This window comes from Nocardioides nematodiphilus, assembly GCF_020216525.1.
In the GTDB taxonomy this organism is placed as follows: Bacteria; Actinomycetota; Actinomycetes; order Propionibacteriales; family Nocardioidaceae; genus Nocardioides; species Nocardioides nematodiphilus.
Window position 1 is genome coordinate 1 of sequence record NZ_JAIWOY010000006.1, and the last position, 13577, is coordinate 13577.

12 protein-coding genes are annotated in these 13577 nt (G+C 70.8%); 3 read left to right on the forward strand and 9 right to left on the reverse strand.

Annotated elements, in window-relative coordinates:
- Positions 1 to 135 precede the first annotated feature (135 nt).
- The 7 genes from KSO98_RS11300 to KSO98_RS11330 all read right to left on the reverse strand — a co-directional run bounded on the left by KSO98_RS11300 (position 136) and on the right by KSO98_RS11330 (position 9080).
- Complete coding sequence (locus KSO98_RS11300) at positions 136 to 756, reverse strand: MBL fold metallo-hydrolase (protein WP_225285681.1); 621 nt, start codon at positions 754 to 756, stop codon at positions 136 to 138.
- The gene (locus KSO98_RS11305; protein ID WP_225285682.1) at positions 756 to 1868 is read right to left on the reverse strand and encodes an S-(hydroxymethyl)mycothiol dehydrogenase; all 1113 of its coding nucleotides are present in this window, start codon (positions 1866 to 1868) and stop codon (positions 756 to 758) included. Before KSO98_RS11305 ends, KSO98_RS11300 begins: the two co-directional genes overlap by 1 nt.
- Before the next feature lie 65 nt (positions 1869 to 1933).
- Positions 1934 to 3472 carry an SDR family NAD(P)-dependent oxidoreductase gene (locus tag KSO98_RS11310; protein WP_225285683.1) on the reverse strand — a complete coding sequence of 513 codons (1539 nt, stop codon included), beginning with the start codon at positions 3470 to 3472 and terminating at the stop codon, positions 1934 to 1936.
- 129 nt (positions 3473 to 3601) lie between these two features.
- Positions 3602 to 3745, reverse strand: coding sequence for a GPGG-motif small membrane protein (locus KSO98_RS11315; RefSeq protein ID WP_225285684.1), 144 nt, complete (start codon positions 3743 to 3745; stop codon positions 3602 to 3604).
- A gap of 57 nt (positions 3746 to 3802) precedes the next feature.
- Positions 3803 to 4252, reverse strand: a complete 450-nt coding sequence (locus KSO98_RS11320) for a DUF5709 domain-containing protein (RefSeq protein ID WP_225285685.1) — start codon at positions 4250 to 4252, stop codon at positions 3803 to 3805.
- An 89-nt stretch (positions 4253 to 4341) separates the two neighbouring features.
- Positions 4342 to 6477 carry an MMPL family transporter gene (locus KSO98_RS11325; protein WP_225285686.1) on the reverse strand — a complete coding sequence of 712 codons (2136 nt, stop codon included), beginning with the start codon at positions 6475 to 6477 and terminating at the stop codon, positions 4342 to 4344.
- Between the two features lie 74 nt (positions 6478 to 6551).
- Positions 6552 to 9080, reverse strand: coding sequence for a bifunctional FO biosynthesis protein CofGH (locus tag KSO98_RS11330; protein WP_225285687.1), 2529 nt, complete (start codon positions 9078 to 9080; stop codon positions 6552 to 6554).
- Positions 9081 to 9286: 206 nt separating this feature from the next.
- Here KSO98_RS11330 and KSO98_RS11335 point away from each other — a divergent pair, with 206 nt between their 5' ends.
- Positions 9287 to 10240 carry a hypothetical protein gene (locus KSO98_RS11335; protein ID WP_225285688.1) on the forward strand — a complete coding sequence of 318 codons (954 nt, stop codon included), beginning with the start codon at positions 9287 to 9289 and terminating at the stop codon, positions 10238 to 10240.
- Between the two features lie 7 nt (positions 10241 to 10247).
- Here the strand turns inward: KSO98_RS11335 and KSO98_RS11340 are convergent, their stop codons facing one another.
- Both KSO98_RS11340 and KSO98_RS11345 read right to left on the reverse strand, forming a co-directional pair.
- Positions 10248 to 11294, reverse strand: coding sequence for an LLM class F420-dependent oxidoreductase (locus KSO98_RS11340; protein WP_225285690.1), 1047 nt, complete (start codon positions 11292 to 11294; stop codon positions 10248 to 10250).
- 9 nt (positions 11295 to 11303) lie between these two features.
- Entirely contained in the window at positions 11304 to 11792 is a 489-nt protein-coding gene (locus KSO98_RS11345) for a DUF6328 family protein (protein WP_225285692.1), read from the reverse strand.
- Positions 11793 to 11832: 40 nt separating this feature from the next.
- Here KSO98_RS11345 and KSO98_RS11350 point away from each other — a divergent pair, with 40 nt between their 5' ends.
- The gene (locus tag KSO98_RS11350) at positions 11833 to 12570 is read left to right on the forward strand and encodes an acyltransferase (protein ID WP_225285693.1); all 738 of its coding nucleotides are present in this window, start codon (positions 11833 to 11835) and stop codon (positions 12568 to 12570) included.
- Positions 12571 to 12655: 85 nt separating this feature from the next.
- The gene (locus KSO98_RS11355) at positions 12656 to 13498 is read left to right on the forward strand and encodes a glycerophosphodiester phosphodiesterase family protein (protein WP_225285695.1); all 843 of its coding nucleotides are present in this window, start codon (positions 12656 to 12658) and stop codon (positions 13496 to 13498) included.
- Positions 13499 to 13577: the final 79 nt, after the last annotated feature.

Genomic DNA, 13577 nt, shown 5'->3' on the forward strand with positions numbered 1-13577 from the left:
AGCCCTACAGCGCCGATGGTACTGCAACCGGGAGGTTGTGGGAGAGTAGGACGCCGCCGGACATATATTGAGGTCGAGAGCCCCATCAGACGCGAGTCTGATGGGGCTCTCCCGCATTTCCGGGACGATATCGGATCAACCGTCGCCGAGCGCGGCGCGCTCTGCCCCGATGGTGGTGTCATCGCCGTGCCCGGTGTGCACCACGGTGTCGGCGGGAAGGGCGAAGAGTCGGGCGCGGATCGACGCCTCGAGCGTCGGCAGGTCGCTGTACGAGCGGCCGGTGGCGCCGGGACCGCCGTTGAACAGGGTGTCGCCGGTGAACACACAGCCGAGGTCGCCGCTGTAGAGGCAGACGGCGCCGGGCGCGTGCCCCGGGGTGTGGATGACCGTGAGCTCCGTGCCGGCCACCTCGATGACCTGGCCGTCGGTCAGGACGCCGTCCCACGACCGGTCACCGTGGGTGAGACGCCACAGAGGCTCGTCGTCGGGGTGGAGCAGGACAGGAGCCCCGGTCCGCTCCGAGAGCTCGGGCGCGACCCGTACATGGTCGTCGTGTGCGTGGGTGCACACGATCGCCTTCACGTCGCGCCCCGCCACCACCGCCATGATGTCCTCGACGGAGTGAGGTGCGTCGATGACGACGCATTCGGTGTCGTCGCCGACCACCCAGACATTGTTGTCGACGTCGAAGGTCTCTCCGTCCAGGGAGAACGTTCCCGATGTGACCGCATGGTCCACGCGTACGGTCCCGCTCATCAGAGCACCACGACCGAGCGCAACACGCTCGGCCCGTCGGAGGCGTGGCCCATCCGCTCGAAGGCGGCCTCGATGTCCCCGATGCCGATCTCCTCGCTCACGAAGGCATCGAGATCGAGTCGGCCCTGCTGGTAGAGGTCGACGAGCATCGGGAAGTCGCGCGAGGGCAGGCAGTCGCCGTACCAGCTGGACTTCAGCGCGCCACCGCGGCCGAAGACGTCGATGAGCGGGATGTCGGGGAGCTTCATGTCCGGCGTCGGCACGCCCACCAGCACGACCGTGCCCGCGAGGTCGCGCGCGTAGAAGGCCTGCTTCCAGGTCTCGGGTCGCCCGACGGCCTCGATGACGACGTCGGCGCCCTCGGCGCCTTCGTAGACGCGCCCGCAGATCTCCTTGATGGCAGCGACCGGGTCCTCCTTCGACGAGTCGATCGTGTGCGTCGCGCCGAGCCGCGTCGCCTGCTCCAGCTTCGCGGCGTCGATGTCGACGGCGATGATCGGGTTCGCACCGGCCAGGGCCGCGCCCGCGATCGCGGCGACGCCGACGCCGCCGCATCCCAGGACGGCGATGGATCGCCCGCGGGTGACGGCGCCGGTGTTGATCGCCGCACCGATCCCGGCCATGACGCCGCAGCCGAGCAGACCGACGGCGGCGGGGCGGGCGGACGGATCGACCTTCGTGCACTGACCCGCCGCGACGAGGGTCTTCTCGGCGAAGGCGCCGATGCCGAGGGCGGGGGAGAGCTCGGTCCCGTCCTCGAGCGTCATCCGCTGCGTCGCGTTGTGGGTGTTGAAGCAGTAGTGCAGGTCGCCGCGCCTACAAGCACGGCACTCGCCGCAGACGGCGCGCCAGTTGAGGATCACGAAGTCACCCGGGGCGACCTCCGTGACGCCGTCGCCGACCGCCTCGACGATCCCGGAGGCCTCGTGGCCGAGCAGGAACGGGAAGTCGTCGTTGATCCCGCCCTCGCGGTAGTGCAGATCGGTGTGGCAGACCCCGCAGGCCTGGATCCGCACCACCGCCTCGCCCGGCCCCGGGTCGGGGATGTTGATGGTGACGAGCTCGACGGGTGCGCCCTTGCTGCGAGCGACGACTCCCTGGACCTGCTGCATGCTCCACTCCTTCGTCTCCGGTTACGGCCACTCTAGGGAGACGAGGCGAGGGCGGGGAACCTCGGTCACCAGGGGGAGGGTGCGTAGTCCTTGAGGAAGCAGCCGTACAGGTCCTCGCCGGCTTCGCCGCGGACGATCGGGTCGTACACCCGGGCGGCGCCGTCGACCAGGTCGAGCGGAGCGTGCCACCCCTCGGCGGCGATGCGAAGCTTCTCCTCGTGGGGGCGCTCGTCGGTGATCCAGCCGGTGTCGACGGCCGTCATCAGGATCTTGTCGGTCTCGAAGAGCTCACCGGCCGACGTCCGCGTCATCATGTTGAGCGCGGCCTTGGCCATGTTGGTGTGCGGGTGACCGGCGCCCTTGTAGCGGCGGGAGAACTGGCCCTCCATGGCGGACACGTTGACGATGTACGCACGGCGCGCGCCACCGGCGATCGCGGCCCGCATCGCCGGGCGCAGCCGCGAGTTGATGAGGAACGGCGCGATCGAGTTGCAGAACTGCACCTCGAGGAGCTCCAGCGGGTCGACCTCGTCGAGGACCTGGGTCCACGAGTTGTTGGCCTGCACATCGGGGATCAGGCCGCCGGCGTCGATCGCCGTGCCGGCCAGGTGCGCCTCCAGGGAGGCGTTGCCCGCGGTCAGCGCGAGCTGGGTGAGCGACGCGGCGTTGTGGGCCGCCAGGGCGGCGGCGTGCGCCTCGGGGGACTCGCCCTCGTGGTGAGCGCCCGTCGCCGAGGCGAGCGCGCCGGCCAGCGCGGCCGGATGCGCCTCCGAGATCCGGTCGAAGGTCAGCATCTCGGGCAGCGCACGATGGCCGTAGTAGCCGGGGGAGGGAAGCGGAGCCGCCTCCCCGTCGATGAGGTGCTTGTACGACCCGGGCAGGCGGCGGACCGTCTGGCAGGCGTTGTTCACGATGATGTCCAGCGGGCCGTCCGCGGCGACCTCGTCGGTCAGCGCCACCACCTGGGTGGGATCGCGCAGGTCGATGCCGATCACCTTGAGCCGGTGCAGCCAGTCGGCGCTGTCCTCGAGGGCGGCGAAGCGGCGCACGGCGTCCTTGGGGAAGCGCGTCGTGATGGTCAGGTGCGCGCCGTCGCGCAACAGCCGCAGCGCGATGTGCATGCCGATCTTGGCCCGGCCGCCGGTGAGCAGCGCGCGCTTCCCGGTCAGGTCCGCGTGAGCGTCGCGCTTGGCGTGACTCATCGCGGAGCACTCGGGGCACAGCCCGTGGTAGAAGGCGTCGACCTGGAAGTACTCCTGCTTGCAGATGTAGCAGTCGCGACCGCGACGCAGCTCGCCGGCGATCGCGCCGGGGGCGTTCGACACCAGGGGCAGGCCCGCCGTCTCGTCATCGATCCGCAGCGGCGAACCCGTCGCGGTCAACGAGATGATCGCCTGATCGTGGGCCTGGCGCTCCTCGCGCAGCGCGGCCCGGCGGCTCTTCTTGAGCAGCTTCCACATCCGTCCGGTCGCGTGCTTGACCGTGCTGACGTCGGGATGCTCGGGGTCGAGCCGATGCAGCTCACGCAGCACCTTCAGGGTCACTGCGAGCTCGGCGGGGTCGATCCGATCGAGCGGCGCGTCAGTCTCGTGAGTCTCGGTCACCGGCTGAGTTTACGTGCCGGGGCACGCGGACACAGATTCCGCCGAGGTCGCCGCCGGCCGCCCAACGGCGATCGGCCGGCCACGGGAGCATGGTGAGCTCCTGTGGCCGGCCGATCGTCTCGTTGGCGACTACGTGAAGATGCTGACGCCTCCCGGGCCGACCAACAGGCCGACGACGATCAGCACGATCCCCCACAGCAGTGCGCCCCGGACGATGCTCACGATCCCGGACACGACCAGAATGACCGCCAGGATCCACAGTAGGAATGCCATCGATTCCCTCCTTGGTAGGTGAGGCAACCAGGTACCCACCGGGGCATTGTGGATTCCTCAGTCCTCGAGGGCCTCTTCGTTCTCGTCGACGATGTGCATCGCCGCCTCCTCGGCGGACGCGCCGGCGCCGTCGATCCCGGCGTCCCAGCCGACCATGTCCTTCTCGGTGTCCTCGCCGAACCCCTGATCGGGGTCGACGAGACGTCCGGCGCGGCGATCGCCGACCTCGCGATCCTCGTCGCCCTCGTCGAGCTCGCCGTCCTCCGCGTACGGGTCCGGCTCGGGCTCCTCCTGGCTCAGGCGTCGCTCGAGCGTCTCGCCGTGCGCCTCCTCCCAGGGGGTGGCGCCGAACTTGTTGACGACGCTCCACTTCTCGGGCGGGGAGTAGCCCGCGTCCAGGGCGTCGTCGGGGTCGCTCGCAGGATCACGTACGAGATCGTCCTCCGCGCCCGGCTGGTCCTCGTCGTCGACGCTGTAGTCGCCGTAGGACTCGCTCTCTTCGCTCATCGCACGCTCCTCTCATGGCTCGGGCACCGGTGCCCACACCCCAGTCTGCCCACACGGCGAGGCCGGGGCGAGCACCGCCCCCTCGGAGGTCAGGAGTCCGTCAGCGCCGGGGTGGTCTCCGGCTCGGCCGCGGGGGCGCGGTCCAGCTTGCTCGGCCACCAGATCCGCGAGCCCAGATCGAGGTTGAGCGCCGTGACCAGCACGCCCCTCACCACCATCGTGTCGAGGATGACGCCGAGCGCGATGGCGGTGCCGATCTCGGCGAGGAAGACGAGCGGGATCGACCCCAGCACGGCGAAGGTGGCGGCCAGGACGAGGCCGGCCGACGTGATGACGCCGCCGGTCGACGACAGCGCGATGAGGGAGCCCGCCCGCGTGCCGACCCGTTGGGTCTCCTCGCGGACACGCGTCATCAGGAAGATGTTGTAGTCGATGCCCAGGGCGACCAGGAACACGAAGACGAACAGCGGGAAGCCGGAGTCCGCCATGTCGAAGCCGTACAGGTGGGTGAAGATCAGCGCGGACAGGCCCAGGGCCGCGCCGAACGACAGGATCACGGTAAGGATCAGGATCACCGGGGCCACCAGCGCGCGCAGCAGCAGCATCAGGATCAGCATCACCACGAGCAGCACGACCGGGATGATCACCTTGTTGTCGCGGTGCGCCGCGTGCGCGGTGTCCAGATAGATTGCCGCGGAGCCGCCGACCAGCGTGTCCGGGACGTCGCGCACCGCCTCGCGCACCGCCACGACCTGATCGGCCGCCTTCTGGCTCGCCGGGTCGAGCGCCTGGGTCACGGACACGTACTTCACGCCGGCGACGGGCGGGATCGAGGTGTTCACCGCGCCGAGGCCCGGGACTTTCCCGAGCGCCGCGACGACGTCGTCCACACGCTCGGGCGTCGTCACGACCTGGATCGGGGTCGAGGTGTCGGCCAGGCCGTGCGCGACGAGGATCCGCTGGCCGACGACCGAGTCGTAGGTCTTGGTGTACTGGTCCTCGGACGGCAGGTTGCCGGTCCGCAGGGTGAGCATCCCCAGGCAGGCCGCCAGCAGGACGATCGAGGTGGTCACCCACACGATGCGCGGGCGGACGGAGATCCGGTTGCCGACCTTGGCCCACAGGCCGTGCGTGGTCGGCTCGTCGGAGCCGTACGACGGGCGCCGAGGCCAGAACACCCATCGGCCGGTGATGACCAGCAGCGCGGGCAACAGGGTCAGCATCACGACCAGCGTGACGATCACGCCGACCGCCATCACCGGGCCCAGGCCCTTGGTGGAGTTGAGCTGGGCGAGCAGCAGGCACAGCATGCCGATCGCGACGGTCGAGGCGCTGGCGATGACCGCGGGAGAGGCCCGGTGCAGCGCGACCGCCATCGCCTCGTGCCGATCCTGGTGCCGACGCAGCTCCTCGCGGTAGCGCGCCACCAGGAGCAGCGCGTAGTCGGTGCCGGCGCCGATCACCAGCACGCTCAAGATGGCCTGGCTCTGCCCGTTGACGGTGAGGTCGGCGTACTTGGCCAGGAAGTAGATCACCGCCTCGGCGGTGAAGAGCGCGAAGACCGCGGACACGATGGGGAGCACCCACAGGATCGGGCTGCGATAGGTGAAGAGCAGGATCACGATGACCACGCCGAGCGCAGCGAAGAGCAGCGTCCCGTCGATGCCCGCGAACGCGTCGGCGGCGTCGGCGACCTGGCCGCCGGGGCCCGCCAGGTGCACGTCGACACCGGAGATCGTCGCGATCTCGCGCAGATGATCGGCGATCGGGGGCATCTTGTCCCAGCCCGCGGAGCCGAGGTTGAACGTGACGACGGTGGTCGCGACGGCACCGTCGGCCGAGACCAGCCCCAGCTGCCGACCGCTGGCGGCGTCCTTCGGGAAGGTCACCGCGGGGCGACCGTCGGACGGCGTGACGACACCGTCGAGGGCGCCGATCTGCGGCGCCTGCGCAGCGATCGCCTGGAAGTCCGCCGGCGTCAGCCCGCCGGTGCGGTGATAGAGCACCACGGTGGGGATGTCATCGGGGTTGGTGAACGGGGCCAGCTTGTCGAGCGCCTTGGTCGACTCGGCGGTGGCCGGCAGCCACGACGACGCCTCGTTGTTCTGGACGTCCCCGAGCTTCTGCGCGAACGGCGCCGCGCCCGCGATCACGATCAACCACGCCACCAGGACCAGCCACTTGGTGACGCGACCGGTGAGCGCTCCAGCGATCTGACGATGCATGGGTCCCAGTCAACCCACATCGGGCGCTCGCGTCATCAGGGTTTCCCCCGATCTTGCGCAAAGACCCCCAGCGATCAGCTCCGGCCGTACAGCGTGGTGCGCTCGCGGACGGGCCGGTCGATGCCGGCGGCGATCTCGGTCAGCTCCGCGACGGTCTTGGCCGAGCCGTACTCCGACCCCGCCATCCGGGAGATCGTCTCCTCCATCAGCGTGCCGCCGAGGTCGTTGGCGCCCGCGTTGAGCATCGCCTGCGTGCCCTCGGTGCCGAGCTTCACCCACGAGGTCTGGATGTTGTCGATCCGGCCGTGCAGCATGATCCGCGCCATCGCGTGCACCGCGAGGTTGTCGCGCAGCGTCGGACCCGGGCGGGCGGCGCCGGCCAGGTAGATCGGCGAGCTGGTGTGCACGAACGGCAGCGGCACGAACTCGGTGAACCGGGCCGCGCCGTGCTCGAGCGCGGTGTCCTGGATGGACTTGAGCACGTTGAGGTGGCCGACCCAGTGCCGCGGGTTGTCCACGTGGCCGTACATCATCGTCGAGGTCGTCGGGATGCCGACGCGGTGCGCCGTGGAGATGATCTCGATCCAGCTCCTCGCGGGCAGCTTGCCCTTCGTGAGCACCCAGCGGACCTCGTCGTCGAGGATCTCCGCAGCGGTCCCGGGGATCGAGCCGAGGCCGGCCTCGCGGACCTTGATCAGGAAGTCCTCGATCGAGAGGCCCGTGCGGGCGGTGCCGTTGACGATCTCCATGGGGGAGAAGGCGTGCACGTGCATGCCCGGCACCCGCTGCTTCACCGCGTGCACCAGGTCGAAGTACGCGCTGGCGGGCAGCTGCGGGTCGATGCCGCCCTGCATGCAGACCTCGGTGGCACCCAGGTCCCAGGCCTCTTGGGCGCGCTCGGCGACCTCGTCGTAGGAGAGCGAGTAGGCGTCCGCGTCCGTGCGCCGCTGCGCGAACGCGCAGAAGCGGCAGCCGACGTAACAGACGTTGGTGAAGTTGATGTTCCGGTTGACGACGTAGGTGACGTCGTCGCCGACGACCTCCTTGCGCAGCCCGTCGGCGAGAGCGACGACCTCGCGCAGCAGGTCACCCTCGGCGGTCATCAAGGTGAGAGCGTGCGCGTCGCTCAGGTTGCCGGGGTCCTGCTCGGCGGCGCGGATCGCCTCTCGGCCGTGGGCGTGCAGGACGGCCGGTGCGCCGGTGCTCAGCGCCGCGGCGCGGACGGCGTCCCAGTCGCCGTAGACGTTCTCGAAGTCGCTGCGGCGGTCCTCGGTACGGCCCCCGCCGGGACCTTCAGCGTCGATCGCCGTATGAAGGTCGGTGCGCCCGACGCTGGCGAACCCTCCGTCCGGCTCCTGCCACGAGATCCCCGGCTGCGGGCGGACCTCCGGGATCGCCAGGCCGTCCTCGCCCGCGAGGGCGGCGACGTGGGCCGAGACCCGCGGGTCGAGCCACGGTGTGCCGGCCACGACGTACTCGGGGTGGACGGTCAGGCGCGAGCGCAGCTCGAAGCCGCACTCGGCGGTCAACCGGCGCAGGGCGTCGAGCGAGGGCCACGGACGCTCGGGGTTCACGTGGTCGGGCGTCAGCGGCGAGACGCCGCCCCAGTCGTCGACGCCGGCGTCCAGGAGCGCGCGGCACTCGGCCAGGTCGACCAGGTTCGGCGGCGCCTGGACGCGTGCCTTCGGGCCGAGCACCAGGCGGGTGACGGCGATCGCCGCGCGATACGGGTCGAGGTCGAGGTCGTCGACGTGGCGCATCGCGGTGTCGGGCTTGGCGCGGAAGTTCTGCACGATGACCTCCTGGAGGCCGCCGTACTCCTTGTGCACCTTGCGCAGCGCGAAGATCGTCTCGGCGCGCTCGGTCAGGGTCTCGCCGATGCCGACGAGCAGGCCCGAGGTGAACGGCACCGCCAGACGGCCGGCGTCCTCGAGGACGCGCAGGCGTACGGCGGGGTCCTTGTCCGGGGACCCGAAGTGCGCCTCGCCCTTGGTCTCGTACAGGCGGCGCGAGGTGGTCTCGAGCATCATCCCCATCGAGGGGGACACGGGCTTGAGCCGGTTGAGCTCCTCCCACGACATCACGCCCGGGTTGAGGTGGGGCAGCAGCCCGGTCTCCTCGAGCACCCGGATCGCCATGGCGCGGATGTAGCCCAGCGTCGAGTCGTAACCACGGCTCTCGAGCCACTCGGCCGCCTCGGGCCAGCGGTCCTCGGGGCGGTCGCCGAGAGTGAAGAGCGCCTCGAGGCAGCCGAGCGCGGCTCCCTCGCGGGCGATGTCGAGGATCTCGTCGGGCGACAGGAACGGCTCGCGCCCCTCGCGTGCCGCCTGCGCGGGCGTCTCCACGAAGGTGCAGTAGTGGCACCGGTCGCGGCACAGGCGGGTGATCGGGATGAAGACCTTGGGGGAGTAGGTGATCGTGGCGGGTCGCCCCGCCGCGACGAGACCGGCGTCGCGGACCTTCGCGGCGGCCGCACACAATCGGTCGAGCTCCTCGCCGGTCGCCGCGAGCAGCGCGGTCGCCTCCGGCAGGTCGAGCGCAGCGCCACGCTCGGCGCGCGCGAGCGCCCGGCGTACTTCCTGGGGGGTGGGAGTCTCGGACATCCCTGCCAGATTAGCGATGATGCAAGCGGAGGTGGCCAGTGACCAAGGGTCCGGAACCCCCACACGGTTCCGGACCCTCAGCCTGGTTATCGGCAAGTGTGCGCCGATGACCTGTCCGGCAGCGGACATTGACCGGGATCGGCCAACTCCACGGCCGTCCGTCACCTGGTAGCCATCCGGTGATCGCGTCATGCCACTATCGGTCCATGTCCCGCCACCTCGAGCTCTTGTCGATCGCGCTGCGTGCGCGGCCGGACACGGTCACGGAGCTGGCCGAGCTGGCGCTCCGCGATCCGCTCACGGTGGCCGTCGAGGTCGACGAGCTGGTCGACGACGGCTTCCTCACGCTGCACGGCGAGACCATCGGGTACGAGCCGCCCACCGACCGTGTCGCGCAGCAGGTCGTTCGACGCAGCGGCGCGCTGAGCGCCGAGCTCGCGGCCGGTCTCGCGGAGCTGAGCGCCCTCGTCGGGCAGCTTCCGGCGCTGGCGCGCGACTGGGAGCTGGGCGCCTCGCACACCCAGGGACTGCTCGAGGTCGAGGTCTTCCACGGCTGGTCCGCGGTGACCGACCTGTGGCACCGGGTGATCGAGACCAAGCCGCTGCGCCGCACGGACGTGGTGCTGCCGGACGCCACCCGGCTCTACGTCGCCGACCCGCAGATGCAGGCGACGTGGCACAGCGTCATCCGACAGCCCGGCCACCGCGCCCGGGTGATCGGCAACGTCGCCGAGGTGGGTCGCCCCGAGGCCGCGCAGCGGATCAGCGAGGAGCTCGCCGGGGGCGTCGACATCCGGATCGGCGCGGACCTGCCGGGCTGGTTCTGGGTCGCCGACGGTGAGGTCGTCGCGCTGCCCCTGGAGTGGGGCGAGCAGTGGCCGACCTCCGCGATCGCGGTGCGCAGCCCCGCTGTCGCCGGGCTGGCGCAGTGGGTGTTCGACCAGCTCTGGGCCACGGCGGTGCCGGTGCGCGAGGGCGCGGCGTCGTGGGGTCCGCTCCTGCAGCTGATGGCCAACGGCGCCACCCTCGAGGCGGCCTCGCACGCCCTCGGCATCTCCGACCGCACCGGGCGGCGTCGGATCGCGGACGCGATGGACCACTACCGGGCGCCGAACCTCTTCGCGCTCGGTGCGGCCTGGAACCGCAACGGCCGCGTCTGACGGGTCGTCAGGCGCTCGGCAGCCACTCCTTGACCTGGCCGATCGCGGCCACGGCGTCGGTACCGGACGCCGGGGTGACCTGCAGGCTCGTCACGCCGGCCTCCGCGAAGGCGGCGATCCGCTCCTGGACGAAGGACGCCGGGCCGACCAGGTTGCCCGCCTCCAGCCACTCCAGCGGCACGTACGCCTCGGCGTCGCGCTTGTGGCCGTCGAGGTAGAGGTCCTGGATCTTCGCGGCCGCCTCCTCGTAGCCGTACTCGCACGCCAGGTCGTTGTAGAAGTTCTTCCCGCGTGCGCCCATGCCGCCGACGTAGAGGGCGTACATCGGGCGGACCTGGTCGAGATAGGCGCGCCTCTCCTCCGCGGACTCGGTCACGGCGAGCAGCCCGCCGGCAGCGGTCTCCATCCGTCCGAGGTCGGCGCTGCGCTTGGCGTTGCCGGCGGCGATCGCGTCGCCCCACACCTGGCCCGCCTTCTCGGGGTGGAACAGGATCGGGAGCCAGCCGTCGGCGATCTCGGCGGTCAGCTCGACGTTCTTCTGGCCCAGGGAGGCCAGCCAGATCGGCACGTCGGCGCGCTCGGGGCGGTTGAGCAGCTTCAGCGGCTTGCCGAGCCCGGTGCCCTGGCCGGCCGGCAGCGGCAGCTGGTAGATCCCGTCGTTGACCAGGCGCTCGCCGCGCAGGCCACGGCGCAGGATGTCGACGATCTCGCGGGTGCGGCCCAGCGGCTTGTCGTACGCGACGCCGTGGAAGCCCTCGATCACCTGCGGTCCGCTCGCGCCGAGGCCGAAGATGGCGCGGCCGCCGCTGACGTTGTCGAGGCCGGCCGCGGTCTGCAGGAGGGCGCCCGGGGTGCGCGAGTAGATGTTGAGGATGCCGGAGCCGAGCTCGACGGTCTCGGTCTTCGCGGCGAGGTAGCCGAGCAGGGAGACCGCGTCGAAGCCGTACGGCTCGGCGACCCAGAGCTGGTCGAGCCCGGCCTTCTCCAGGGCGACGACCTGGTCAGCGGTCTCGCGCGGGTTGCCGAAGTAGGAGAGGGGGGTCGAGAGCTTCATGCTCCGAACCTATCGCCTGCGAATACCGACGAGTAGGTAGCGGGGCAGCGCGATCAGGAGACCGATCAGGACGACCGCCATCAGGCCGCCGGTCGCCAGCGCCCAGCCGCGCTGCTCCACCACGTCCACGACGAACACGGCGATGCCGGTGACGAGCAGGGCGAGGGTCATCAGGACCCCGGCGAGCAGCGTGCGGCCGACGGCGACGACCCGGTCCTTCACCTGCTGGCCCGAGAGCCGCTGGTGCACCGCCACCGCCGTCATCACCAGGGCGGTGGTGAGGAGCGAGATGATGACGAGCGCGAGGTAGAGCCCGCGCTGGAAGCCGTCGAGGTCGGTGAATCGCGTCTGGAACGGCAGCGTCAGCAAGAAGCCCGAGGTGAGCTGGGCGCCGGTCTGCATCACGCGCAGCTCCTGGAGCAGATCGCCGAAGAGGCGATCCATCCGCTCGGCCCGGGTCTCGTCGCGGTCGTGTCGCGGGGTGCTCGATTCCTCCATCCTTCCCGGGTTGCCCGTCGCGGGATGGTAGAAACCCCGCATGTCATCTGCGAGCCCGTGGGCCCTGGGCGATCCCCTCACCGCGGCCCACCGGGCGCGGCTGACCGGCCTCGGTGCCGACGTGGACGTACTCGCGGACCTCGACCTGCGCGCCGTGACCGATCCGGTGCCGTCGTGGTGGGTGGAGCAGGGCAACGCCCTCTACCTGACACCGGACGCGGTGCTCGCGCCGGCGCTGGTGGAGAAGCTCACCTACTACCCCTTCTCCGACGTCGTGCTGGTCGTCGCCAGCGACCTGTCCAACGTCGTCTCGCTGCTGCTCGGCGGCGACGAGGCGACGGTCTTCATCGGGCCGCGGACCGAGCTGACCGCCGGGGAGATCTACTGCGGCGCCCGCTCCGCCGTGGTGCTCAACGGTCAGGTCGTCGCCACCCGCTGCCCGGTCATCGACGCCCGCAACGGCGGCGCGATCGTGGCGGCGTGGGATCAGCTCTGGGCGGCCAACGTCTACGTCGCCACCGATGACATGCACCGGCTCGAGTCGGTCGGGACCGGCGAGCGGATCAATCCGTACGGCGCCACGATCCGGCTCGGCAGCCATGTCTGGCTGGGACGCGACGCGACCCTCACCGGACACGTCGAGATCGGCGACGGCGCCGTCGTCGGAGCGCGCAGCATGGTCCGCGGCCAGAAGGTGCCGGCCCGGACCGCGGTCGCGGGGACCCCGGCGCGGGTGATCCGCGAGGGCGTCACCTGGCGGGGCGATGACACGCCCTGAACCGGTCTCGATCCGCACGCTGATCGTCGCCTGAGGTTCACCTGGGGTCGGCCCGCACGTCGATCCGGCTGGCGAGCGTGGGGACATGCCCCTCGTGATCGGTCACCGTGGAACCCCGGGTCATCTGCCTGAGCACTCCCTCGACTCCTACCGCCTCGCGATGCGGATGGGCGCCGACGCCGTCGAGACCGACGTGGTGATGAGCAGCGACGGCGTCCTGGTGGTGCGGCACGAGAACGAGCTGTCCCGGACGACCGATGTGGCGAGCCGGCCCGCATACGCCGACCGGCGCACAGTGCGCCAGGTCGCGGACCGGCGCGTGGAGGGCTGGTTCAGCGAGGACTTCACCTTCGCCGAGCTGCGCACTCTCGGGGCGCCGACCGAGCTCGACCCGATCATCAGCCTCGACGAGCTCCTGCTGCTGGTGGCCGAGGAGTCAGCCCGCGCGGGTCGGCGGATCGGGCTGCACGTCGAGGTGAAGCACCCCGCGTACTTCGCCGCCGCCGGACTGCCGATGGTGCAGACGCTGCTCGGCACGCTGCGCGACCACGGCGTCGAGCGTCCGGACGCCCGGGTGTGGATCCAGTCCTTCGACCGCGAGTTCGTCCGCCGGATGAGTCCGTTGACGCCGGTGCCGCTCGTCCAGCTCGTCGACGAGTCCGACGGCCCGATCGACTGCCACGCCATCGCCGCGTACGCCGATGCGATCGGGCCCAACCGCACCATGGTCCACACCGGCAGCGGCGCGGTGCTGCCTCTGCTCGCAGAGGCGCACCGCGCCGGCCTGTTGGTCTTCGTCTGGACGATGCGGGGTTCGATCGCCGAGCACCGCGAGCTCTTCGCCGCCGGTGTCGACGGGATCTTCACCGACCACGCGGACCGGGGCGTCGCCGCGCTCGCGCGCAGCGTCGTGGGCGAGCCCGCCTAGGTCGAGAGGTCACTTCTGGTGGGTCGAGTGTCCAGCTCGCCGGACACTCGACCCGCAAGAAGTGACCTCTCGGTCTGTT